This window comes from Sulfurimonas sp., assembly GCF_028713515.1.
In the GTDB taxonomy this organism is placed as follows: Bacteria; Campylobacterota; Campylobacteria; order Campylobacterales; family Sulfurimonadaceae; genus Sulfurimonas.
On the sequence record NZ_JAQTOD010000001.1, the window covers coordinates 712,840 to 736,473 of the forward strand.

General features: G+C 34.5%; 22 protein-coding genes. 4 read left to right on the plus strand and 18 right to left on the minus strand.

Annotation, left to right across the window (positions count from 1 at the left end; genetic code table 11):
* Positions 1-5: 5 nt before the first annotated feature.
* Complete coding sequence (locus PHV22_RS03550; RefSeq protein ID WP_295023059.1) at positions 6-749, minus strand: sulfite exporter TauE/SafE family protein; 744 nt, start codon at positions 747-749, stop codon at positions 6-8.
* An 85-nt stretch (positions 750-834) separates the two neighbouring features.
* Here PHV22_RS03550 and PHV22_RS03555 point away from each other — a divergent pair, with 85 nt between their 5' ends.
* Genes PHV22_RS03555 through PHV22_RS03565 form a run of 3 tightly spaced genes read left to right on the plus strand, consistent with a single transcriptional unit; the run spans position 835 to position 2,476 of the window.
* Entirely contained in the window at positions 835-1,260 is a 426-nt protein-coding gene (locus PHV22_RS03555; protein WP_295023058.1) for a chemotaxis protein CheX, read from the plus strand.
* Positions 1,257-1,592 (plus strand): flagellar motor switch protein FliN, encoded by a 336-nt coding sequence (gene fliN, locus PHV22_RS03560; protein ID WP_295023057.1) that lies wholly within the window; start codon positions 1,257-1,259, stop codon positions 1,590-1,592. Before PHV22_RS03555 ends, fliN begins: the two co-directional genes overlap by 4 nt.
* A complete protein-coding gene (locus PHV22_RS03565; protein ID WP_295023056.1) occupies positions 1,589-2,476 on the plus strand; it encodes a hypothetical protein in 888 nt (295 codons plus the stop codon). The genes fliN and PHV22_RS03565 overlap by 4 nt, the downstream gene beginning before the upstream one ends.
* Here the strand turns inward: PHV22_RS03565 and PHV22_RS03570 are convergent.
* The 9 genes from PHV22_RS03570 to gltB all read right to left on the minus strand — a co-directional run bounded on the left by PHV22_RS03570 (position 2,473) and on the right by gltB (position 13,783).
* Positions 2,473-3,606: a hypothetical protein gene (locus tag PHV22_RS03570; RefSeq protein WP_295023055.1), complete on the minus strand. Its 1,134-nt coding sequence runs from the start codon at positions 3,604-3,606 to the stop codon at positions 2,473-2,475. The two genes, PHV22_RS03565 and PHV22_RS03570, sit on opposite strands and share 4 nt — an antisense overlap.
* Positions 3,600-4,553, minus strand: coding sequence for a tRNA dihydrouridine synthase DusB (gene dusB / locus PHV22_RS03575; protein WP_295023054.1), 954 nt, complete (start codon positions 4,551-4,553; stop codon positions 3,600-3,602). The genes PHV22_RS03570 and dusB overlap by 7 nt, the downstream gene beginning before the upstream one ends.
* Before the next feature lie 15 nt (positions 4,554-4,568).
* Entirely contained in the window at positions 4,569-5,585 is a 1,017-nt protein-coding gene (locus PHV22_RS03580; RefSeq protein WP_295023053.1) for a hypothetical protein, read from the minus strand.
* 17 nt (positions 5,586-5,602) lie between these two features.
* Positions 5,603-5,959: an RNA polymerase-binding protein DksA gene (gene dksA / locus PHV22_RS03585; RefSeq protein ID WP_295023052.1), complete on the minus strand. Its 357-nt coding sequence runs from the start codon at positions 5,957-5,959 to the stop codon at positions 5,603-5,605.
* Positions 5,960-5,967: 8 nt separating this feature from the next.
* Complete coding sequence (locus PHV22_RS03590; RefSeq protein ID WP_295023051.1) at positions 5,968-6,426, minus strand: 23S rRNA (pseudouridine(1915)-N(3))-methyltransferase RlmH; 459 nt, start codon at positions 6,424-6,426, stop codon at positions 5,968-5,970.
* Positions 6,423-6,986: a thiamine phosphate synthase gene (locus tag PHV22_RS03595; protein ID WP_295023050.1), complete on the minus strand. Its 564-nt coding sequence runs from the start codon at positions 6,984-6,986 to the stop codon at positions 6,423-6,425. The genes PHV22_RS03590 and PHV22_RS03595 overlap by 4 nt, the downstream gene beginning before the upstream one ends.
* Positions 6,986-7,831: an acetyl-CoA carboxylase, carboxyltransferase subunit beta gene (gene accD, locus PHV22_RS03600; protein ID WP_295023049.1), complete on the minus strand. Its 846-nt coding sequence runs from the start codon at positions 7,829-7,831 to the stop codon at positions 6,986-6,988. The genes PHV22_RS03595 and accD overlap by 1 nt, the downstream gene beginning before the upstream one ends.
* Before the next feature lie 125 nt (positions 7,832-7,956).
* Positions 7,957-9,342: a glutamate synthase subunit beta gene (locus tag PHV22_RS03605; protein ID WP_295023048.1), complete on the minus strand. Its 1,386-nt coding sequence runs from the start codon at positions 9,340-9,342 to the stop codon at positions 7,957-7,959.
* Between the two features lies 1 nt (position 9,343).
* Positions 9,344-13,783 (minus strand): glutamate synthase large subunit, encoded by a 4,440-nt coding sequence (gene gltB / locus PHV22_RS03610; RefSeq protein ID WP_295023047.1) that lies wholly within the window; start codon positions 13,781-13,783, stop codon positions 9,344-9,346.
* Between the two features lie 177 nt (positions 13,784-13,960).
* Here gltB and recO point away from each other — a divergent pair, with 177 nt between their 5' ends.
* The gene (gene recO / locus PHV22_RS03615) at positions 13,961-14,578 is read left to right on the plus strand and encodes a recombination protein RecO (RefSeq protein WP_295023046.1); all 618 of its coding nucleotides are present in this window, start codon (positions 13,961-13,963) and stop codon (positions 14,576-14,578) included.
* 27 nt (positions 14,579-14,605) lie between these two features.
* Here the strand turns inward: recO and dsbD are convergent, their stop codons facing one another.
* The 8 genes from dsbD to PHV22_RS03655 form a co-directional block, all read right to left on the minus strand.
* Positions 14,606-16,513 carry a protein-disulfide reductase DsbD gene (gene dsbD / locus PHV22_RS03620; RefSeq protein WP_295023045.1) on the minus strand — a complete coding sequence of 636 codons (1,908 nt, stop codon included), beginning with the start codon at positions 16,511-16,513 and terminating at the stop codon, positions 14,606-14,608.
* A 24-nt stretch (positions 16,514-16,537) separates the two neighbouring features.
* Positions 16,538-17,116: a thiol peroxidase gene (tpx, locus tag PHV22_RS03625; RefSeq protein ID WP_295023044.1), complete on the minus strand. Its 579-nt coding sequence runs from the start codon at positions 17,114-17,116 to the stop codon at positions 16,538-16,540.
* 88 nt (positions 17,117-17,204) lie between these two features.
* Positions 17,205-17,759, minus strand: a complete 555-nt coding sequence (locus PHV22_RS03630; protein WP_295023043.1) for a methyltransferase domain-containing protein — start codon at positions 17,757-17,759, stop codon at positions 17,205-17,207.
* Positions 17,760-17,770: 11 nt separating this feature from the next.
* Entirely contained in the window at positions 17,771-18,919 is a 1,149-nt protein-coding gene (gene nspC, locus PHV22_RS03635) for a carboxynorspermidine decarboxylase (protein WP_295023042.1), read from the minus strand.
* A gap of 4 nt (positions 18,920-18,923) precedes the next feature.
* Entirely contained in the window at positions 18,924-19,790 is an 867-nt protein-coding gene (locus tag PHV22_RS03640; RefSeq protein ID WP_295023041.1) for an HDOD domain-containing protein, read from the minus strand.
* Between the two features lie 2 nt (positions 19,791-19,792).
* A complete protein-coding gene (locus PHV22_RS03645) occupies positions 19,793-20,977 on the minus strand; it encodes a saccharopine dehydrogenase family protein (protein ID WP_295023040.1) in 1,185 nt (394 codons plus the stop codon).
* A 25-nt stretch (positions 20,978-21,002) separates the two neighbouring features.
* Positions 21,003-22,808, minus strand: a complete 1,806-nt coding sequence (locus PHV22_RS03650; protein WP_295023247.1) for an MFS transporter — start codon at positions 22,806-22,808, stop codon at positions 21,003-21,005.
* A gap of 9 nt (positions 22,809-22,817) precedes the next feature.
* The gene (locus PHV22_RS03655; RefSeq protein ID WP_295023039.1) at positions 22,818-23,537 is read right to left on the minus strand and encodes a ribonuclease E inhibitor RraB; all 720 of its coding nucleotides are present in this window, start codon (positions 23,535-23,537) and stop codon (positions 22,818-22,820) included.
* Positions 23,538-23,634: the final 97 nt, after the last annotated feature.

Consider the following 23,634-nt stretch of genomic DNA (forward strand, 5'->3'; position numbering starts at 1 on the left):
TTCCTCTAAAAAAACAATCTTTTTGCTAGGTATGCTACAATAATAAGATAAAAACTTATTAATAATTTTTTTTGAAATCCCGACTCTGCCTTGCCATGAAGAATCACCCCAAAATGAACGCCAACAAGAGATGCTCCACCGATTAAAATTCCATGTTTAAAATCAATATTTCCACTCATTGAGTGGGAAATAAGACCAGAAATAGATGAAAACATTACAAAAAACAGCCCCGCAGAGATAGCTTTTTTAAACTCCACATGCATAAACCCAACTAACACAGGAACAAGCACTATACTTCCTCCAACTCCAATAGATATACCAATGATACCAACAACCACACCAAGCATAAAAAGTATAATCTTGTTTACATTTTTTTGTGGGTGATTATGTGGTACTTTAAAAAACATTCTAATAATCGCAAAAATAACAAATATCAAAAATAGAAACTCAAGCGTCTTGTCGTTCATACTTGATGTTACTATACCGCCAATCTGCGCACCAAAAAATCCACCAATACTTATTGTGGAAATCATAGCAATATCAAGCGAGCCTTTTTTGTTGTTTAAATAACTCCCATAAATAGAGCTAAAGACCATCTGAACAACTGATATCCCAATGGCTTCTTTGGTGACAAATCCCATATAAAGGAGTGCTGGAACCAAAATAGTTCCTCCACCAATACCAAAAAATCCAGACAAAAATCCTACGCCACTGCCCAACAAAATAAATTCTAAAATTTCTATAGTCAACTGAAAACCTTTCGTGAATTATAACCAAACTATTTTTTAATTTTATTTTTGATATTCTACGAGGTATCATAAAGAGGATTAGGAAATGTTTGAAAAAATAATTGAAGCTTCACAAAATTTTTGTGCACATCAAATCAGAGAGCCATTTGAAATCCATGACAACATCATAAAAACTAGAACACTTATTGCTTATATTGATATAGAAACACTCCAAGAGATAAAGCATAGAGTTTATATTGCATCCAACAAAGAGTTTATACAAAAAATCTCTAATCTTTTTCTAGAAGAGGATGAGAGTGATGAAGAGACACTTGTTGATATGTTACTAGAGACTCTAAACCTTATTGTAGGAAGTGCTAAAGTTATTGCAGAAGAGACAAATAGCAATATGTACTCAATGTCAACGCCCTACTTTAAAGAAGAGAGTGTATTTGACATTCAGTATGATAAGATAAAGGCTATAAGAATCCAAGGCTGTGAGATGCTTATTGCAATCAAGGAATTAAGTTGATTAGTAAAAATAAATATGACAAATCATCACATACCTTCAACTCGGAAGAGGAGTTGGCGTGGATGGACTACTCTGGACTGTTGGATATGGAAGTTGAGTTTGTTTCTGATTTAGGTCAAACAGAACTCTCTCTAGAGGAGATTCTGAAATTAAAAAAGGGCTCCGTAATAGATCTAAAAAAACCAGCTGGAGAGAGTGTTGAGTCCTATGTAAATGGTCGTATTCTAGGAAAAGGCGAAGTTATGGTTTATGAGAAAAATCTCGCCATTCGTATAAATGAAATCCTTGATTCTAGTGCAGTTTTATATCACCTTTCAAAAGAGAAATTATGATTAAATTTTTACTACTCGCTATCTTGCCATTCTCACTATACGCTTCTAAAATTTTGAGTTACAATATTTATGAAAGAGAAGATAGAGTTGATGTAATGATAACATTTGACACCCCGTACAGCGGTGTCATAAAGCAGGGAAAAAGTGACTCTTCCATTATAATAAAGCTTGAAGATGCAACCATAGAGTCTGAAAAATTAAACTCAGTCACTTCAAACTACATAACTTCTTTAAGTATTACCCCAACGGATAACAACACTAGAATAGTTGCCGTGGTTACTCCTTCTACAATCTTATCAGCATCAAAAACATCTGATGCTTATGGGCTAAGACTAAGATTTGCCTCTAAGGCTTCGTTTGAGAAAAATGAGATGGATAAGCCAGTGGCACAACTTGGCTCTCTGCCGACGAAAAAAGATGAGGGCGTATCTCAAAGTTATTATATAGTGATAACTGTTCTTATCGCTGGGATTATCTTGTTATTTTTTATTAAAAAAAGAATTGCTACAAAACAAGGTTTAGAACTAAATAGTTCATGGCTATTTAATAATAATCCACAAAAAACAGCTAAAACTCAATATCAAGCGCCAGATATCAAACTAAACAATAATGAGATTAGTATAAAATTTCAAAAGCCTATAAATGGCGAGAACAGTGTTGTTTTACTAGAATTTGGGGAGCAGAGTTATCTTGTTCTAATTGGCAAAAGCAATATACTTCTTGATAAATTTACAGACAACAAACCCATAACAGAAGATGATTTCAATACCGTCTTACAAAATAGAAATAAAGAGTTAAATGATTTTTTAAATATGAGTGAGCAGAAAAAAGAGCCGATTCAAGCCTACAAAGAGAGAGCCGCATCTATGCTTTACGAAGCCTAGAGAGCTCTTTTAAATCTATCTTCTAACAACTTTTTTATGATGTCTAAATTTTGAATGCTTAACTTGTAGCTCTCGTCCATCATCTTGCTTATATGATAAACTTCAGTTATCGTAATACCATAAGGGTCTTTTTTCTCTTTTACGACCTTACCGTTATCAAAAGTATATAAAAGTAGATTTTTTCGTCCAAGTTGCGTGTAATATGTTAAGACAATCTCATCTGAATGTTTTTTCTCAATTGCAATTATAACTCTTTGGGCATCATCGCACTTGCTATCTAATCCAAGCTCATCTCTTATATCTTTTGCATCTATATAACCTATATAAAACTTATTGTACAAGTCATGATATCTTTGAACTTTTTGACTCATTAAAAAATTCATATCTAATATATGTTTTTTACTACCTCTAAGATTTTTTGTAATCCAGCTCATAGTATTATAATATCTAAAAGGGTACAACTTTAGAGACTCTGCCTCTATCATTTTTGGCGATTCTACTCTCTGTTTTGAAACTAGTTTTTTGCTATCTTTGCTTACAATATAATCAAATACATTTTTAGCTGAAAACTCTTCTGTAATCCAAACCTTACAATATGATGGAAACTGCTTAACACCAGTAGCTCCATCGTTTAAAATAATAAGGGCTTTAATCTCAAAATCTGGAAAGATAATCTCCAATAACGCCTTTTTCTTTCTAAGTCTTTTCCTTAGTTTAAGTACAGACTTCACAAGTGTCATCTCTACAAAATACAACTCTTTATCTTTTGTAATAAACATAGCATCAAATTCACTAATCTCTCTGCTCTTTGTTCTGTAAACTATCTGCTGTTTTTCACTAATCGAGAGAGTGTTTGAGTGAGCTTTTGATTTATCTTGATGAAAACCCTTTAGTACAAACTTATCAACATGATCATTTGTAAGTGCATATCTAAGCAGTTTTTCATAAACAAAATTCTCAAATACTTCACCTTCAAAAGAGCGATAAGAGCTAAGATAAAGCGGATCTTCTTTATCTATGCCACTCTCTATAAGCGATAAAAGATGCTTAACATTGTAATCATAATGAAGCAGATTATCCGCTATATCACTATCATCAAGGGAATTAATTGATTTGCTTATATCTAACAAATTATCTCACTATTTTTAAAAAAATTATCTATCAGAGCGCGACACTCATTAACATCCGTTATATGATTAATCATATTTCTAAGCGCAGATGCTCCACCATAACCCTTAGAGTAGGTATGTATATGCTTCCTAAACATGGGCACGCCATGTGAACCATAAAATTCTATCATCTTATCAAAATGCTCCATTATTATAGCGTGCTTAAGATTATTGTCAATGTCACTATTCCCAGTGCGGAGTTGATGAAAAATCCAAGGAGCACCAACCGCGCCCCTTCCTATCATTACACCATCCGCACCAGTATGCTCTAAAACCCATTTTGCTTTCTCGTATGAGTCTATGTCTCCATTTGCGATAACCGGGATACCAACGCTCTCTTTTATCTCTTTTATAGCGTCATAATCAACAGCCGCCCTAAATTTTCCAGCACGAGTTCTTCCATGAACAGCTATAAAATCAGCACCACTATCTTCTACCATCTTAGCAATCTCGATATGATTTTTTTTCTCAAAACCAAGTCTAATCTTTACGCTTGTTAAGCTTTTATTGGAAGTTGTCTTTATAGTTTTTATTATCTCACCCATAAGTGGGAGATTAAGCAACAGTGAACTTCCACTTCCATGACCAACCACCTTTGGAACTGGGCATCCACAGTTTAAATCAATTACATCAATACCATCTTGCTCATTTAAAATCTCAACAGCTCTTTTTATAACATCAACTTCAGCGCCTGCTATTTGAACAGAGTATGGATCTTCATTTGGGCTTTTTTCTATCATATGGAGAGTTTTTGTGGAGCCATGAACTAGAGCATTAGAGCTTAACATCTCACTAACAGTAAGATCTGCTCCAAATTTTTTTACAACACTTCTAAATGGCAAATCTGTATATCCAGCAAGTGGCGCCAAAACATAAATTGGACTATCGAAAGATAATTTTTTTAACATTTTGGCAATTATAATTTACATAAAAAGATTAATGTCAAAATGCTTACCACAATCTCTTAACGAGCTATATGCTTTAAAATAGACATACTCTTTATTTTGAGAATTACCCAAAATTTCTTTTGCTGGGTCTAACATTTCAAGATCAAAAAGTGTAAACAGGTAAGCTTCCATTGTGTTTTCATTTTCAACACTTAACTGTTCAAATAGCTTAATTCTCTGCTCTGGAATCATTCCTCTTGAGAGTTTTTGAGATGCTTTTATATAATCATCTGAGTTAAGCTCTAATTCACTAAAAAGTGACATTAGCGCTTCGTTTGATACATCTAAAGTGTTCTTATCGGCATTTACTCTTGATAAAATCTCAAAAAGTGCATCTTTTGTTAAAAAATTCTTGTACTTCTCAATAGCATAAAATGGAGCATCTTTTACAAAATCTACATATACTTCTTGCGCAAGAGTATTGTCATATTTATTGCTACTACTGATTATATGCTCGGCACTTATCTCACCTTTTTTATATCTATTTCTCTCATTTTGGATAACAAACTTATTAGAAATCAGAAGTGAGTATTTTTTAAGATCCACCACTTCACCATTTTTAATACTGTTTATTATCCCTATAACTTCGCTTACCTTTTTGTTATCAATATTTACTTCAAGTTCACCTAAAGGCAAAATTGTAGCGTTATCAACAATCGTACCAAGAAGCTTATATCTCTCAGTTTTAAACTTATGTGAACGATTCATTTTTCCAAGATAAGCGTCGACTATTGCATCAACTAGAGTTTGGTGATCTTTTTTATATTTTTGTAGATTTAAAATACTTATAAGAGAGTGAAACAACATATGAGCAACAGTTGCGATATAAAAGGTAATTAATGGAACAATAACCAAAAAAGCAATAGGTAGCGATGGCAACATTGTTCCAAAAAAGTCAACACTTATGCTCTCTTTTGTTACATAAGCGAAGACAAACCAACCAACCAAAACAACAAACATAAGCGTTGCAATCGTATATCGTTTAATCTGCATAATCCAATCCTTATTTTCTAGATTTTTCTAGATTTTTCTACAATCTCTCTACAAACTATGCAGTAAGCTGCGTGTGGCTTAACTTTTAATCTCTGAATACCAATCGGCTCTTCGCACATATCGCAAACATTGTAACCACCATTTGCTATTTTCCCTAAAGCAACATTAATCTCTTTTAACTCTTGTTCTTGCTGATGAACTATAGCACTCTCAACAATTGAACTATTTCCAACAGAAGCATAATCGCCCTCATCATTTAACTCTAATGAACTTAGTTGTAAAAGTTCTTCATTTACACCTAAAATATTTTTCTTTATCTGCTCTTTTCTACCCTCTAAAATTTCTTTAAAGTATTTTAATTCACTATCTTGCACTTTTTCCCTTATTTGTGATATGGATGATTACTTAGTATTGAAAAACTTCTATAAACCTGCTCAAGCAAAACAACTTTTGCTATCTTGTGGCTCATAGTTAATTTACCTAAACTTATAACAGCATCGTTACGCTTTAAAAATTCATCCTCGAAACCATAAGCTCCGCCAATAAAAAATTTAATTGCAATTTTACCATCAAGTAGCTTACTAAATTCATAACTATCTATTATTTTTCCATCTGGATGAAGAGCTATATTGAAACTCTTTGATAAATATGGCTCTAAAACTTTTGTATATACCTGCTTTGAAGCAAGTGGCGAAGTTGTATGCGCTTTTAGTATATCTTTGTTAAATATCTCTATGTCATTAACTTTTGCAAAACGAGAAATCATTTTTTCTAGTTCTTTGTAAAGCGGATCATAAGTTGAATGCTCTTTTTTGGCTATAGAGACAATATCTATATTCATTTAAGCAGTCCGCTTCCAATTACGAGATATGTTACATGCGAAAATCTATCATCTAGCAAAATCCCACCAATTGCGCCAACTGGGTGCTTGGATTTAGAGGCTATTCCATCAAGTTTATTACCTAAGATATTGTTTACATCTTTTTTTGTATTTGTATCTCTATAAGCACCCAAACCTATGTAGTTTAGGTCCATATCGTTCGCTTGAATTACTTCAAAATCATTATGTGTTGATATACCTAAAATCTTATCTTCACCTATCGTAGCTCTTACGATTTCTACGGCTTTGAAAATATCTTTATCTATCATTTTTAAATCATCTTGTCCGAGGTGTACACCATCACAATACTCTGCAAGTTCAAAAAGATCATTCACTATCAACACACCATCAAATATTTTTCTAATTTTTACAAGTTGTTGTTTTATAAACTCTGTATCATCCTTCTTGTTTCGATACTGTAAAATTTCTGCATTTTGTGATTTTGCAAGTTCCACAAACTCCTCAACCAAGAGAGCTTTTTTATCCAGAAACTCTTGGTCGCAAAGAGCATAAAGTATCACTATGCTACTTTAAAAAGTGCTAGTAAGTCTGAGAGTGTTTTTTTAAGCTCACCACGATTTACAATCATGTCAATAGAACCTTTTTCAAGTAGAAATTCTGCTCGTTGAAATCCATCAGGAAGAGCAGAGCCTATAGTTTGCTCGATAACCCTCTGTCCGGCAAAACCAACGAGAGCGCCTGGCTCTGCGATGATTATATCGCCAAGTGTAGCAAATGAAGCACTAACGCCACCCATAGTTGGGTCAGTTAAAACAGAGATATAAAGAAGGTTGTGACTTGCTAATCTTGCAAGTGCTGCTGAAGTTTTACTCATCTGCAAGAGTGAAAATGTGCTCTCTTGCATTCTAGCACCACCGCTTGCACTAAGGATTATAAGACCTTGCCTTTTTTGTATTGCACGGTCGATTGCGCGAACAATTTTCTCACCCTCAACAGAGCCTAAAGAGCCACCCATAAATGCGAAGTCAAACACAACAAGTTGTGCAGGTACGCCGTTCATCATACACTCGCCACTTACAACAGATGATGTTTTACCTGTTTTTTTTGTAGCATCTGCAATTCTCTGCTTATAAGATATCTTATCAACAAACTCTAGCGGGTCTATGGGTTTTAAGCTACCATCAAACTCCACAAAAGTCCCCTCATCAGCCAAAAGAGCGATGCGATCAGTTACTCCTATGCGAATATGAAAACCACATTTTGGACATACAAATTTTTGATTTTCAACCTCTTTGTGATACATGAGAGATTGGCAAGATTGACACTTTACCCAGTGAGAAGATGCTTCATTTTTTACAGGCTGTTTCAATTCGACTTTTTTAGAAAAAATGCTTAAGAGATTCATAGAGTATCCTTGTAGTTACAAATAAAGCGGAATTATATCTAATTTGTGATTTGTTTGTGAGTTTATTTAATTTTTAGCAGCACTAACTCCCATGATATAGGGGTTAGCGGGAAAAATAAATTTGTTTATTTTAGTAGTTTTTTAGAGATATTTCTAGCAGCCTCACGACCATCATATGCAGCCGTCACAACTAAATCAGCACCTCTAAAGCAATCTCCACCAGCATAAATTCCAGCAGTTGTTGTCTCAAAAGTCTCTTCATTGATGATGATTCCACCCCATTTGTTTGTCTCAATACCATTTTCATGCAAAAACGGTGGGACTTCTGGATTGAAGCCTAAAGATAAAATAATAATATCAGCATTTACTCTAAACTCGCTGCCTCTTACCTCTTCAATCTTTTGTCGTCCACTCTCATCTTTTGCACCAAGTGTAGTTTTAATAACCTCAACTGCAATTGCATTTGCATTTTCGTTTAGTACAATCTCTTTTGGAGAGGCAAAAAACATAAAATTAACACCCTCTTCTATTGCATTTTTATACTCTTTTTGACTTCCTGGCATATTATGCGCGTCGCGACGATAAAGACAAGTTGCACTTTTCGCACCCTCTCTTTTTGCCGTTCTTAGACAATCCATAGCAGTATCACCACCGCCGATTACAACAACATCTTTATCTTTAAAATCAAATTTTTTATCATATGTAAGTTTAAAAATCTTTCTCTGAATAGCAGTTAAATAGTCCATAGCTTTATAAACATTTTTTGCATTTTCGCCATTTATATGAGCAATTTTAGCTTTAGTTGCTCCAACTCCAATAAACATTGCATCATGTGTACTTGCTATCTCTTCAAACGAGATGTCTCTTCCAACTTCACAATTTAACACAAGCTCCATTCCAGCTTCTTGCAAAAACTTTACACGGCGCTCAACTATCTTTTTATCCAACTTAAAATTTGGAATTCCATAAGTTAAAAGCCCGCCTGCTCGATCACTTCTCTCATAAACCGTAACAGCAATTCCTGAGCGAAGAAGATATGTTGCCGCAGAGAGACCTGCTGGACCACTTCCTATAATTGCAACTTTTTTATCAGTTGTAACTCCTGGGAATTCTGGCTTATAACCAGCCTTAAAACCCTCTTCTGTTATGTGAGTTTCAACTGAGCCGATTGTAATAGCACCATGACCATCATTTAGAGTACAAGCACCCTCACAAAGTCTATCATGAGGACAAACTCTGCCCATAACTTCTGGAAATGGAGATGGTTCGTTTGAGAGTTTAAATGCAAATTCCAAATCTTTTTCACTCACAGCTTTTAGCCATTGTGGTACATAGTTGTGAAGTGGGCATTTATTTAGACAAAACGGATCTCCACATTGAATACATCTCTCACTCTGTGAAGCGGCATCATTTTGACCAAAAATATCATAAATCTCTTCAAAATCTTTTGTTCTCTCTACAACTAATCTCTTCTTAGCTTCAACTCTCTCAATTGTTAAATATTCTCTCATATTAATCTCCAATCTCTAGGTTCATAGGTAATTTTTTTAGGTTTTTAGGACGAACTAACCAAAAATTTCGAACCTCTACTCTATAATTTTCAAGAAGCTCTTTTGCTTTTTTACTTTGTGTCTCTACTGCATAATCTTTAAGAAGGCGTTTTAGATAGTGTCTAGCTTCATCACCATCATCCATATCAATGCGAACAGCCTCAACCAACTCACGATTAACACTCTCTATAAATTTATGCTCTCTATCGTAAACAAAACTAACACCGCCAGTCATACCAGCGCCAAAGTTATTTCCTGTTTTGCCGAGAATAACAACGATACCACCAGTCATATATTCACAAGCGTTATCACCAGTTCCCTCAACAATGGCTAATGCCCCAGAGTTACGAACCGCAAATCTCTCGCCAACACTTCCAGAGATATAGAGTTTGCCGCCAGTAGCACCATAAAGACATGTATTTCCGCCAGCACTAAACGCTTCACCCTCGTTTTTAGAAGTGATGATTATTTTACCGCCATGCATACCTTTACCGATATAATCATTTGCGACACCATCCAAGTAGATTGAAACACCCGGAATCAAAAATGCGCCTAATGCTTGTCCCGATATACCGCTTAGATTGATTTTGATAGTATCTGCTTTTAAGCCGTTATCACCATAATATTGTGCTATCTCACCACTTATTAGGGCTCCAAAACTTCTGTTTACATTTGCTATTTCTCTATTTAAAGTCATTGGATGCTCTGGATGTTTTATAGCGCCCATAACCTCTTTTAAAATCTCTTTTTCATAGCTGTTGTCATCAAAAGGGTTATTGAATTTTTGTTGACATGTATTTACACCACTCTCTTGATGAAGAACTGATGAAAAATCAAACTTTTGAGCAAACTCATCATCCACAACTTTTAGTAAATCAACTCTACCAATCATCTCCTTCATTGTTTTATAGCCAAGTTCAGCCATAATAGAGCGGATATCCTCCGCCATAAGCGTGAAATAGTTAATAACTTGATCTACATGTCCTTTAAAAAACTCCTGACGAAGAGTCTCATTTTGGGTTGCAATACCCACAGAACATTTATTGACATGGCATATTCTAAGCATTTTACAACCAACAATCGTTAATACTCCAGTACCAAATGCGTAACTCTCTGCACCAAGTAGCGCAGCTTTTACTACATCTAAGCCAGTTTTCAGTCCGCCATCCGTTTGAACTTCAACTAACCCTCTTAGATTGTTTGCTTTTAGAGCGTTGTGCGCTTCACTTAATCCAAGCTCCCAAGGATTACCAGCAAATTTTATAGAAGTAAGAGGTGCTGCACCCGTTCCGCCATCTCCACCTGAAATAATAATTTTATCAGCATACGCTTTTGCAACACCTGCAGCGATTGTTCCAACTCCAATAGATGAAACAAGCTTAACAGCCACTTTTGCATTTGGATTTACCTGCTTCATATCAAAAATAAGTTGAGCCAAATCTTCTATGGAGTAGATATCATGATGCGGCGGTGGAGATATAAGTGTAACTCCCGGCACAGTGTGACGAAGCTTCCCAATGTACGCACTTACTTTATACCCAGAGAGTTGACCGCCCTCGCCAGGTTTTGCACCTTGAGCAACTTTTATCTGAATCTCTTCCGCGCTTCTTAGATAAGCCGGAGTAACACCAAATCTACCAGATGCAATCTGTTTAATTTTAGAGTTTCGCTCAGTCCCAAATCTTTCACTATCTTCTCCACCCTCGCCAGAGTTTGATTGCGCACCAAGCCTATTCATGGCAATTGCAATAGTCTCATGTGCTTCTGGTGAGATAGAACCAAGACTCATAGCCGCTGAAGCAAATCGCTTAAAGATAGCCTCTTTTGGTTCAACCTCAGAGATGTTAATTGGTTTTCTGTCAGATTTTAACTCAAAGAAGTCACGAATAAATTTTAGACCTCTTTTGTTAACCAAATCTCTAAGTACTTCATAATCTTTTTTATCTCCACTTCCAGCCGTCGCATGGATAGCGTGAATCACAGCTGGACCAAAATCATGATGTTCTTGTCCGTTGTAAAACTTGTAATAACCACCAATATTTAAAGGAAAGATTCTATTGAATCCACTCTCTTCAAAAGCATCTGTATGGTACTTAATAAGTCGTTTGTCAATATCTTCATAATTAAGTCCACTCAGTACCGCATGAGATGAGCTAAAACAATCTTTTACTATCTCCTTATTAAGCCCCATCACATCAAAAAGACCCGCATTACGATATGAAGCAATTGTAGAGATACCCATTTTTGATATGATTTTTAAAAGACCTGCATTAAGCGCCTCATGAACTAACTTTAACGCTTCAGTGCAACTAATAGTAATTGCCTTTGATCTCTCTACATGCTCAGCTACTGTTGCAAAAAGAAGATTTGGATATATTGCATTAGCACCATATCCAATCAAAACGGCAGCTCCATGTGAGTCAAAAACCTCTCCAGTTACTGCAATCATAGATGCAAGATGACGAACACCTGCATCTAAAAGGGCAATATTTAGTCTTCCAATAGCCATAGCCATCGGAATAACCCTCTTCTCTTTGCTAAACTCACCATCATCTAAAATAAGTATTCTGATGCCCCTATTTTTCACAGCATCTATAGCATCTAGCACCAATTTATCTAGCGCATCTTTTAGATTGTTATCGTAAGCTGTAGAAAATTTCTCATTTTTATAAAAAGATTGATAACGAGGCGACTTAGGATCTCCGAATGATTTCAAAACTTGAAGCTTTTCGTAAGTAACAATAGGAGAAATTGATTTTAGTCTATGTGCGTGAGATGGCAACTCATCAAGTATATTATGAACTTCGCCAAAGCCTGTGTTTAAACTCATTACAACTTTTTCACGGATTGGATCAATCGGTGGATTTGTTACTTGAGCAAATTTTTGTTTAAAGAAGTCAGTAAATGATCTTTGCTTAATGGAAAAAGCAGCTAAAGGAGTATCATCACCCATTGAGCCAACAGCCTCTTTGCCTTCCACTATCATGGGCTCAATAACTTGCTCAATTACTTCGTGGGTATAGTTAAAATATCGCTGCTTGTTTATAAAATTTTCTCTATCATAATTACATTGAGTTACATACTGCTCATCAACATGCTCCTGTAGATAAATCATATGCTCATTTAGCCACTTCATATATGGATTTGAACTTTTTATGTAATCATTTATTTGATCATTTTTAAGTAATTTTCCATATTTCAGGTCAAGTCCTATCATCTCGCCAGATTGCAGGCGACCTCTCTCTTTTATGTCCTCTTCTGCAATATCAACAACACCATACTCACTGGCAATTAAAAGATTATCATCTTTTGTAACTATATATTTTGATGGACGAAGACCATTTCTGTCCAATACACACCCAATATAGCGACCATCTGTTACAGAAAATGCAGCTGGACCATCCCAAGCCTCAAAAACAGTAGAGTGAAACTCATAAAATGCACGAAGTTCTGCATCCATGTGAGGAGCATTCTGCCAAGCTCCAGGGATAACTGCACGAACAGCTTTAAAAAAATCCATACCATTTACTATCAAAAACTCAAAAAAGTTATCCGCACTGGCACTATCTGATGCGTTAAGTTGAAGTATTGGAAGAATTCTTTGTATCTCTTCATCTGTAAAAACTTCACTTTTAATAGATTCTGATTTTATAGCAACATTAAAACGATTGCCCTCAACAGAGTTAATTTCACCATTGTGAGCAACTGCACGGAATGGTTGAGCAAGCCTCCACTCTGGAAGTGTATTTGTTGAGAATCTTTGATGAAAAAGAGAGAATGAGATTTTAAAATTTTCATCTTGTAAATCTTTGTAAAACTCTTTTATATGCGTAGGCATAACAAGCCCTTTATATGAAAGAACTTTTGAAGACATAGATGCGATATAAAAATCTTTATCATTGACTAGTTTATGCTCACACTCTTTGCGAGATAGGTATAAAAGTGCATCAAATCTATTTGTGGCTATAATGGAGTTTGGAGCTATAAAAAGTTGAATAATATTTGGCAAAGATTCCATGGCCTGATTTCCAAGAGCTTTTGTATCAACAGGCACAATACGAGTAAAAACAATCTTTAAATCATTGTTTTCACAAATTTTTTCTAACACTTGGATGTTTGCTATGTTTTTTGTAAAAACAGCTGCAACTGCGAACTGCATCGGCAACTCAACACCATTAGCAGAAGCTTCCCCTCGCAAAAACTCTTCTGGTAATGACAAAAGAAGTCCACTTCCATCACCAGTTTTTCCATCTGCCGCAACAGCCCCACGGTGCATCATTCTCTCTAATGCAGTTATTGCATCATTTAAAACTTTATGGGAAGCTATATTTTTAATATTGGCAACAAGCCCAAAACCACAATTATCTTTAAATGATCTTAATAAGTCATGATGTTCAACCATTTTCACTCCTAAATTTAATAATTTATCAAATTTCTTTATGAATTTAATATTCTTTTAAAGAAACTTAGTCTATACGAAGACAAATCTTTATATTCTACTATTTAAAGGTTTAAAGAAGTATAATTCTTAGATAAATTTTTGTTAAAAATTAAAATTTGTGTATAAAAGAAGCGGAAGATGCAAGGATTTATTTTAAATCTCAATAAAGTTAAAGATGAAGATTTAATAGTAGTTATTTTATCAAGAGAGAGCTTAGACATCCTTTATAGATTTTATGGTGCCAGACATGGGGTTATAAATCTTGGCTTCAAAATTGATTATGAAAAAGAGAATTCTGCAAAATCAACAATACTTAGACTTAAAGATGTAATTCATATAGGCTACAAGTGGATAAATGATTATAAACTTTTAAGATTGTGGCAAGATTTTTTAGCTCTATTTTACAAACACTTAAAAGATGCATCTGAACTAGATGAATTTTACTTCAATCTCATAGAGAGTGCTTCACAAAACTGGAATAGACAAAATCCAAAAAGAGTTGCCATTGAATCTTATGTAAAACTTCTAGAGCACGAAGGAAGACTTCACAAGGAGTTGAGCTGTTTTTTATGCTCTTTTAAAATAGATGATGATATATCTCTTTTAAGAGCTTTTTTACCAACACACAAAGAGTGTAGTCGTAAACTAGGTATAAGCCAAAGTGCTTTTATGGAGCTGTTTTTAAATAAATCTACTCTTTTTCTTAGTGACAAAGAGATAGATAGCCTATGGCTTGTTTTACTTGAAGGGTTATAAATAAAAAATTTAAGTGGTTAGAGGATTTTACAAACTACTCTTCACTTTTCGTATATGCTCAATAAAGATTTTTTTCTTTTTTTTGCCAGACAAACGGTATTGTTTTAGCTCTTCCTTGTTTTTATCAAAAAATATCATACCAGGAGGACCAAAAAGAGAGTATTTCTTTAATAGCGCTATATCAAGATCGCTTAGCTGAGTAATATCCACCTTAAATAGTTCAAACTCTTTTAGCTCTTGCATTGCATCATCATGACTAAATACATTTGCTTCAAGCTCTTTACAATTATCGCACCATTTTGCAGTAAAAACTACCATTATTGGCTTGGATGACTCTTTCACAACACTGTCCAGTTGCTCAGATAGTATTGTTTTAAACGAAACCCTTGAAGCAATTTCAGAGTGAGTAAGCCTTGTCTTAAATGGTTCCAATGGATCTTTTATACTGCTTGCACCAGCAATAGAACCAACCATAAGTATAATTCCATACATTAAAATTAGCAATGCAATCAGTTTTTTTAAATGATATATACTGTCAATACTTGCACAAGCTTTGTTCTCAAAAATATTCATAAAAATAGCTATTGCTACAAGCAATATACCCCACAATAACAGAACAATTTGTGGCTCTAATATACGAGAAAGAATCCATATAGAAAAACCAATCATAGTAAAACCAAAAAATAGCTTTACATCAACCATCCATGGCCCAGGCTTTGGTATAAACCTACCAGCACCAGCACCTATAAGAAGTAACGGAACCCCCATACCAAGACTCATAAAAAATAGAGAAAGTCCTCCAATTAACTCATTTCCCGTCTGCCCAATATATATAAGCGCACCAGCTAATGGCGGTGCAACACACGGCCCAACAATGAGTGCCGAGAGAATACCCAGAAGCACAACGCCATAGTATGTCCTATCTTTCCCGTAAGTAGCTTTACGATTAAGAAATGTTTGAATTTTCTTTGGCATCTCTATTGAAAATGTCCCAAACATCGCCAAACTAAGCAAAAAGAATAGAGAACTAAAAATTATAATAATCCATGTTTGTTGAAAAAAGGCCTGTATATTACTTCCTAAGGAAGCAGCTACAACACCAGCAAATGCATAAACTACAGACATAGATACAACATAAGTCAAAGAGAGCAAAAAACCTTCTTTAGTGCTTATACGCTCCTTCTTAGAGATAATAACCGCAGACAATATAGGAATAACGGGAAGCATACATGGTGTAAACGCCAAAAGCAATCCAAAACCAAAAAATGTTAGTAGCGTAAAGAGTAAATTGCTGCTCTTAATCATATCAACAATACTATCTTGTTCACTAACTACCTTTTTAGCACCCTGTGTACTCTTGTTCTCTTTTTGATTTGCTGCTTTTGCTTTAAATTCTGATGACTGCAATAATTCAGAAATCTTAGGGCATATATCTTGCTTGGCGCACAAATCTATCTCTTCAATATTTTTACTACTATCAACGACATATTTTTTTGCTTCATCTACGACAACGGTTTCTATCGGCTTTGAGATTGTAAATGTTTTCTCATTTTTTTGAAGTTTTGAACATATATGCAAATCATTACAGATTTGGTAGGTGGTCTTAATCGTAAATTTTTCATCGGCTTTAGAGTTAACAATTATTTTAATTTTTGTTTTATTCCAAAAAACATTATGACCATCAGCTAGTTCTGAATCTTGATAAAAGGCACTATTTAAAAGAGCTGATTTACCGGACACACTAACATCTAGAGTATCTTCTAAAATATATGAATTTTTTGTTGTGGATATAATTATATTAAAATTATTTTTATCTTGTACTACATTCACCTTAGCTAACTCATCTGCTTTAGAGAATAAAACAGATGGTAAAATAACTAAGATTAGAAAAAACAAAACTAAAATATTTTTTATAAAAACTCTGAATCTATTCAAAATTAAGCAATGCACTTAATTTATCTATTTCATTGAGTTAGCAGTTTTAATAGCTTCAATAACCCTATTATAATCTGGCTCCACATTTATCTCTGGAACAATTTCTTGATAAATAATTCTGCCATCTTTTGAAACAATAAATATAGATCTAATAAGCAAACCCTTAAACTCTCCGTTTGCAATAGCTACACCATATTTATTGCCAACTTCTTGGTAAGCAAAATCAGAAGCGATTGTTATGTTTTTAATACCTTGACCCTTGCAGAAACGATCATCTGCGTACGGAAGATCCATAGAGACAACTATCATATCAACATTTGGAATCTTTTTGATTTCATCATCAAATTTTTTTGATTGCGCTGAACATATTGGTGTATCAATTGAGGGTACAGTTGCAATTACCTGAACTTTATTGCTCTTACCCCCAACAGTTCTTATGGAAAAATCAGTTCCTGTAACACGAGCAATCGGTGCTTTTTTACCAACACTCGGAAAATTTCCTTTAACATCAACCTTTTCACCATTATAATTAACTGAAACATTAGATCCAGCTAATAGCGTTGAAAAAATCATAAAAAGAAAAAATATTTGCACTCTTTTCATCTACTACACATCCTTTATAATAAAATAATAAGTTATTATACCTAATTATAAAATATTATACTAGACTATAATAAATCATAATAAAATATTATATTTTTTTAGCAACAAGAGAAGCGATTTTAATCTTCTCTCCTTTTAAATTTATATCAATTTTTTCTTCATAATAAATAACATCTAATCCTATAAAAGAGTGTAAAAGTTCATTTTTTCGTAAAAGAAAATCTAAATTTGTAGTTGGAAGATTAAAATCTCCATGTGCAACTATAAAAGTTTCAAAAATAATAATTCCGCCACTCTTTAGTGCATCTTTCATTTGAGAAACCAAACGACGATTTAAATAGTTTATATTTACTATCAAGTCATATTTATTTGGGATTAGGTTGTATTTATCCAAATCTGCATCTATTTTAGTAATAGTTGAGCTGTTTTTGACTCTGCCTAAAGCATAGTCAGAGATATCAACAGCATCAACTATAAAACCTAGCTCTGCTAAATAGTGAGCATTTCTTCCAGTTCCACACGCCACATCAATGGCATTGCCAACTTTGGCATGATTTACATATTTTTCAACCAAAGGCGAGACAGTTTGTGGCATAGGATTCTCTAAATATCTCTCATTCCATCTTTGTTTATCATCTATCATTTTAATCTCCTTCAAGATAATCTATTTCTATAATTTTGATAACCGAACTCTTTTATTAAATCCAAAGCACCATCTTCTCTTTTTATAACTAACGATGGTAGTTTTATACCATTAAATGTGGTATTTTTTACAAATGTATAGTGGATTTGATCTTCAAAAATGACCTTATCTCCGACTTCCAGAGGTTTATCAAAAGAGTAATCTCCCATGATGTCTCCCGCTAAACATGTGTTTCCACCAAAACGATATGTATATTTTTTTTCACCCGCTTCGCCACTCTCTCGCACCATTGCACGGTATGGCATAGCGAGAGTGTCTGGCATATGAGCCTCTGCTGAAGTGTCTAAAATAGCTATATCCATTCTGTTGTGAACTATATCTAAAACAGTGCTAACGAGCACTCCAGTTTCCCATCCAACTGCTTCACCAGGCTCGAGATAAATAGTTACGCCGTATTTAGCTTTAAACTCTTTTATGATGGCTATGAGTTTCTCAATGTCATACCCTTTTTTAGTTATATGATGTCCACCACCAAAATTTATATACTTTAAGTTTTTAAAATACTTTGAAAACTTCTCTTCAAATGCCACTAAAACATCCTCTAAGGCATCGGCATCCTGTTCACAGAGCGCATGAAAATTAAGTCCATCAATGTGCTCTAGCACACTCTCATCAAAATTCTCGAGTGTTGTTCCAAGACGGCTGTAAAGTCCGCATGGATTATAGATATCTTTTGGAGAAGATGATTGCTCAGGATTTATTCTTAAAGAAAGGCTTACAGTTGGATTTATCTCTTTTACTCTATCACAATAACGAAACAGCTGAGCTGGAGAGTTAAAAACTATATGGTCAGATATCCGTGCTATCTCATCTATATCTTCATCTTTATAAGCTGGCGAATATGTGTGCACTTCCAAAATTTTACTATCTTTTGCAAACTCTTCTCTTGCCAAAAGAGCCTCATGAAGCCCACTTGCAGTGCACCCTTTTAGGTACTTTTTTACCAAATCAAATGTGCTCCACATAGCAAAACCCTTAAGAGCCAAGATTATTTTGGCTCCGCTTTGCTTTTGGATATAATCTAAGATTTCAAGGTTTCTCTTAAGTAGCGACTCTTCACACATGTAGTATGGAGTGGCTATTGTTTCTAATCTGTTCATCACCCTACTCTTGTTCTAATTTAATATTTTTTATTCTATTTATCAGCACCTTATCATATTGCGCCCTAACCCTATTTGCAACTTTTATAAAATACTCAGGATCAAATCCAAGATCTTCAACAACCAAAGACGCTTCTTTTATGGATTTTTTAGTTAGTACATTTCTTAAGTTTACAGCTACTCTGATAACATCGAGTGAGTTTATAAATGATTCAATTTTTTCACCACCATTAGTTTCAAAATCAAGACCTTTTAGTATCTTGACATATAACGGCTCAAGGTTCCAATGCTCAAACAACATTGCACTAATATAATATGTAGTTGTACCTAGAATCTCATGCTCAAATTTAGCAATATCATCGCTCTTTGCGTATCCAAGCTTAAACTTCTTTACATAATTACTTCTCATAACTTCATTGGCTAAAACAAGTTTTCCAGATTCCATAATTAAGGCTAAAGGAGCCATAAGTTGAGCATGTCTTAAATCAATTTTTGAGTACCACTGAAGCATTAGATTGCTTTGAAGCTGACAAACATCATTGAACACTTTGTTATCAATCCCATAGATGGATGTATCTGCTTTTAGTTGCTCTTGTGCTGAGTATTTCAGAACTAAACCATAAATAATATCTGTTCCAAAAAGAGTTACTGCCTGTGATACTGAAGCTATTTTCTTTGAAAAACCAAAGATTGGAGCGTTTATCATCTTTAAGATATTAGCGGCTAATGCCGCGTCATCCTCTATGATTTTTACAAGCTTTATGATATCTATATTTTCTGTTGAACAACTATATACCTGCTGTATCATAAAGGCAGTATTTGAAAGTGGTGCTAAAGACTCTATGTCTGTTATGATATTTTTAAAAGTCATGACTATATTTTTAGCTCAATAATTTTCCAAGGAAGTCCTTGAGTGTTCATCTCTTGCATAAATGGATCTGGATTAAGTTGCTCCATATTAAACACTCCGACACCACTCCAGATGCCCTTTAACATAAGTTTTGCACCAATCATAGCCGGAACACCCGTTGTGTAAGAGACACCTTGAGAGTTTGTTTCACGAAAACACTCCTCATGATCTTTTACCTGATAGATATATATCTTTCTTTTTTTGCCATCTTTAATGCCTTCAACAACAACACCTATATTTGTTTTACCTTTTGTACGAGAGCCAAGTGATGCTGGGTCTGGAAGCAGTGTTTTTAAAAACTCCATTGGAACTATTTTCATGCCCTTGTGTTCAACCTCTTCTATCCCTAACATCCCAACATTCTCCAAGCACTTCATGTGAGTTAAATAACTTTGCCCAAATGTCATAAAAAATCTTATTCGCTTTAACCCTTTGATGTTTAAAACCAACGACTCCATCTCTTCATGATAGAGCAGATAGCTATCTTTTTCTCCAACTTCAGGATAATCCCAAACCATCTTTATCTCCATTGGCTCAGTCTCTATCCACTTTCCATTCTCCCAATAGCGTCCTTTTGCAGAGACTTCGCGAAGATTTATTTCAGGATTAAAGTTTGTTGCAAAAGCGTATCCATGGTCTCCTGCATTACAATCTAAAATATCTATTGTATGAATCTCATCAAAATAGTGTTTTTGAGCATAGGCACAAAAAACATTTGTAGCCCCTGGGTCAAATCCTGAGCCTAAAAGCCCCATAATTCCAGCTTCTTTAAACTTTTCATCTCTTGCCCATTGAAGTTTATACTCAAATTTTGCCTCATCTGGATGCTCATAGTTTGCAGTGTCCAAATATGGTGTTTTTGTAGCAATACAAGCGTCCATAATCGCCAAATCTTGGTAAGGAAGTGCAACATTTATAACAATGTCTGGTTTGCAAGAGTTGATTAATTTTATAACCTCTTCTGTTTTATCAGCATCAACTGTCGCAATCTCTATATTTGCATCTGGAAGTTCATTTTTAATATCTTGACATCTACCGATGCTTCTGCTTGCTAACACTATCTTTCCAAATACATCAGCGTTTTGAACACACTTGTACACAACTACTCTACTAACTCCGCCTGCACCGATTATCAATGTTGTTCTCATAAAAAGTCTATCTCCTAAATTTATATTATCTTTTTAATTTTATAACTACTTCTCTAAGCTCATCAGCTGCGATTTTTGTTGAAATTTGTTCGCCAAAGTATACAATAATTTCTCTTTTTGTAAAAAAATTTCTCCTACTTTCGCCCTTATATCTTGAAAATAAGCTTCCAAAAACGCCGTCTATATAAAAAGGAACAATCACAGCATCTCCAAGCTCTATAAACTCATAACCTCTTTGAAATTTTCCAACATCCAAACTATCAGCTATCCCACCCTCTGGAAAAATGGCAACAACTTTACCACTCTTTAGTCTTTTAGATGCCTCTTCAAATGAGTCTTTGGCAGCTTTTGTCGATATAGGAATAGCCTCTCCTGCTCTAAGCAACCAATTAAAGAGTCTCCAATGGTATATATCTCTATCTATCATAAAGTTTATCCGCCTCTCTATTGGCAACTGCATAGCAAACCAATCAATCCAGCTTACATGATTGCCAATAAGCAGCACTCCTTTATTTTGTGGAATATTTTCTAAACCAATATATTTATAGCTATGACGAGTTTTAAGGATTAACTCCAAAAGTGCCCAAAGCAGCGCTACGAAATATCGTCTCAAAAGCCTATAGCTAAGATATATGCCAACAATACCCATAAGATAAAACAAAATCTTAGCATCCATTCCAAAATATGCAAAAATTGTTGTCAAAACTAAAAAAACAAACATAAAAATAGTCTGTATAAAGTTATTTCCGGCGAGTATAGTTCCAAGATGAACATTTGAAGATAAAAGCTGTATCTTTGAATTTAAAGGAATCATCAAAAAACCTGAAAAAAGCCCAAAAAATATAAACTCTATACCTAAAAATGGGGTTGAAGTTGTAAAAGGAACCAAAAAAACAACTATAGTAATTCCAATAGCGCTAAGTGCCGATAAGCCCATATTTATGTAATATTTTGAGAGATTTGCAGCTAAAACTGAACCAAAAACTATCCCAAAAATAGCAAGTGAGAGAAGACCTTGCACCACTATTGTATTTGTTATGCCAACATTGCTTTTTGCATATTCTCCAAAAATAGCTAGAACAACTTGTGATATTGACCAAAACAGAGCTAATGCTACAATAGAGTCATAAATCTCTTTTTTTCGCCTTATCATCAACATATTTTTTCTTAAATATGCGCCTCCAATGTATCTAAGCAGTTTAAACTCTCTTTTGCTTGCTTCCACCATCTTGTTTGGAAGTCTAGATGCCAATAAAAATTCAACAACAGAACCTAATGCCAACAGCCAACCCAAAGGCGCTATGACTTTTAATATATCCTCTTTTGAAGTAAAGTTATTACCCAGTAAATTCTCAAAAAGCACCGTATAAAAAATAATTCCACAAAGTATAGCAACCGTAGTAGTCGCCTGAACTGCGCCATTTCCTGCACTTAAAAACTTTTCGCCAACCAACTCTTTTATATATCCATACTTCGCAGGCCCATAAAGAGCACTCTGAAGTGCAAGCATAAAAGTCATAGCAAACGCCAAGAGAAACCACCCTTGATAATATGAGTATGTTATGACTAGCGTTATAACAACAGCAAAAAGTGCAGAATACTTCATGATGATATTTTTTGCAAATCTGTCAGATAAAAAACCAGATGGCGAAAACATCAGTATAAAAGGCAGAAGCATAAGCGCGTTTACGATTGCCGTTAGAACTATCTGCGTGTTTCCATCGTAAACTTTGAAGATTGTATTTTGAATGATTATTTTATGACCCAAATCAGTAAAGGCGTTTAAAAAAGCTACCAAAAGGTAGTTTATAACGCCAGCGATAGCAAACATTTTTTTCACTTACTCAAGCTCTTGCGCTAAAGTTGTACTCCAAAGTTCATATTCACCTCGCTCTTCTTCTATAAGGGCAAAAATCTCCGCTATGACGCCTAAGAGTTCCTCTTCCGCTAAACTGTGCTCTTTTGTAAGTGCCACACCATGGTCAAACTCTTCACTACTTATATCATCTTTAAAAACAAATCCAGCGTCCAGTGCTTTTCTTACAAACCTATCTTTTTGAGTTGGGGTATCAAATGAAGCATAATGTTCAACTTCTCTGGCTATCGAGAGATTATCGCCCTCTTCCTCTAAAAGTTCAACTATTTTGTTGCTCTGCATAATGCATATCTCTAATTCTGTTGGAAATATATTGAAATCAAAAAACTCCCACTTTGCATCTTTTACAACGCTACTCTCATAAACATATCCGCTTGATTTTAAAATCTTCATGGTTGTTATATCAAGTCCCTTGGAGTCAGGTGCGTAAAAGTAAAGCTCACTCCAATCATCAACAAGTCTGTTACCGACAAAGTGTGCTTGGTCTTGATGCTCAAGCGCAATTATAAGCGCCTCTTTTGTCTCAAAAAACTCATCTATTCCGTCATCAGAATCATTAAATGAGTTATATTTTATAAATACACTAAACAACCATGGGTTAAGCTCTTGATACTCTTTTGCACCAAAAACAACCTCAATTTTTACTATTTTACCATCTTCTATTCTGCTAAAAATTTCTCTCATCTACAACCAACTCTATTTTATTTTCTGATGTTACGCACTTTTGTAAAAAAGAGCATAACACACTTTGTATTTCTCGAAAAACTTGTTTTTCGTAGCT

Bases quoted from the DNA above. Each gene is read 5' to 3' on its own strand.
- PHV22_RS03555 (WP_295023058.1), top strand. From the start codon at position 835: ATGTTTGAAAAAATAATTGAAGCTTCACAAAATTTTTGTGCACATCAA.
- PHV22_RS03565 (WP_295023056.1), top strand. From the start codon at position 1,589: ATGATTAAATTTTTACTACTCGCTATCTTGCCATTCTCACTATACGCT.
- dusB (WP_295023054.1), bottom strand. From the start codon at position 4,553: ATGTTAAAAAAATTATCTTTCGATAGTCCAATTTATGTTTTGGCGCCA.
- PHV22_RS03580 (WP_295023053.1), bottom strand. From the start codon at position 5,585: ATGCAGATTAAACGATATACGATTGCAACGCTTATGTTTGTTGTTTTG.
- PHV22_RS03590 (WP_295023051.1), bottom strand. From the start codon at position 6,426: ATGAATATAGATATTGTCTCTATAGCCAAAAAAGAGCATTCAACTTAT.
- accD (WP_295023049.1), bottom strand. From the start codon at position 7,831: ATGAATCTCTTAAGCATTTTTTCTAAAAAAGTCGAATTGAAACAGCCT.
- PHV22_RS03605 (WP_295023048.1), bottom strand. From the start codon at position 9,342: ATGAGAGAATATTTAACAATTGAGAGAGTTGAAGCTAAGAAGAGATTA.
- gltB (WP_295023047.1), bottom strand. From the start codon at position 13,783: ATGGTTGAACATCATGACTTATTAAGATCATTTAAAGATAATTGTGGT.
- recO (WP_295023046.1), top strand. From the start codon at position 13,961: ATGCAAGGATTTATTTTAAATCTCAATAAAGTTAAAGATGAAGATTTA.
- tpx (WP_295023044.1), bottom strand. From the start codon at position 17,116: ATGAAAAGAGTGCAAATATTTTTTCTTTTTATGATTTTTTCAACGCTA.
- PHV22_RS03630 (WP_295023043.1), bottom strand. From the start codon at position 17,759: ATGATAGATGATAAACAAAGATGGAATGAGAGATATTTAGAGAATCCT.
- nspC (WP_295023042.1), bottom strand. From the start codon at position 18,919: ATGAACAGATTAGAAACAATAGCCACTCCATACTACATGTGTGAAGAG.
- PHV22_RS03640 (WP_295023041.1), bottom strand. From the start codon at position 19,790: ATGACTTTTAAAAATATCATAACAGACATAGAGTCTTTAGCACCACTT.
- PHV22_RS03645 (WP_295023040.1), bottom strand. From the start codon at position 20,977: ATGAGAACAACATTGATAATCGGTGCAGGCGGAGTTAGTAGAGTAGTT.
- PHV22_RS03650 (WP_295023247.1), bottom strand. From the start codon at position 22,808: ATGTTTGCTATCGCTGGCGTTATAAACTACCTTTTGGTAGCTTTTTTA.
- PHV22_RS03655 (WP_295023039.1), bottom strand. From the start codon at position 23,537: ATGAGAGAAATTTTTAGCAGAATAGAAGATGGTAAAATAGTAAAAATT.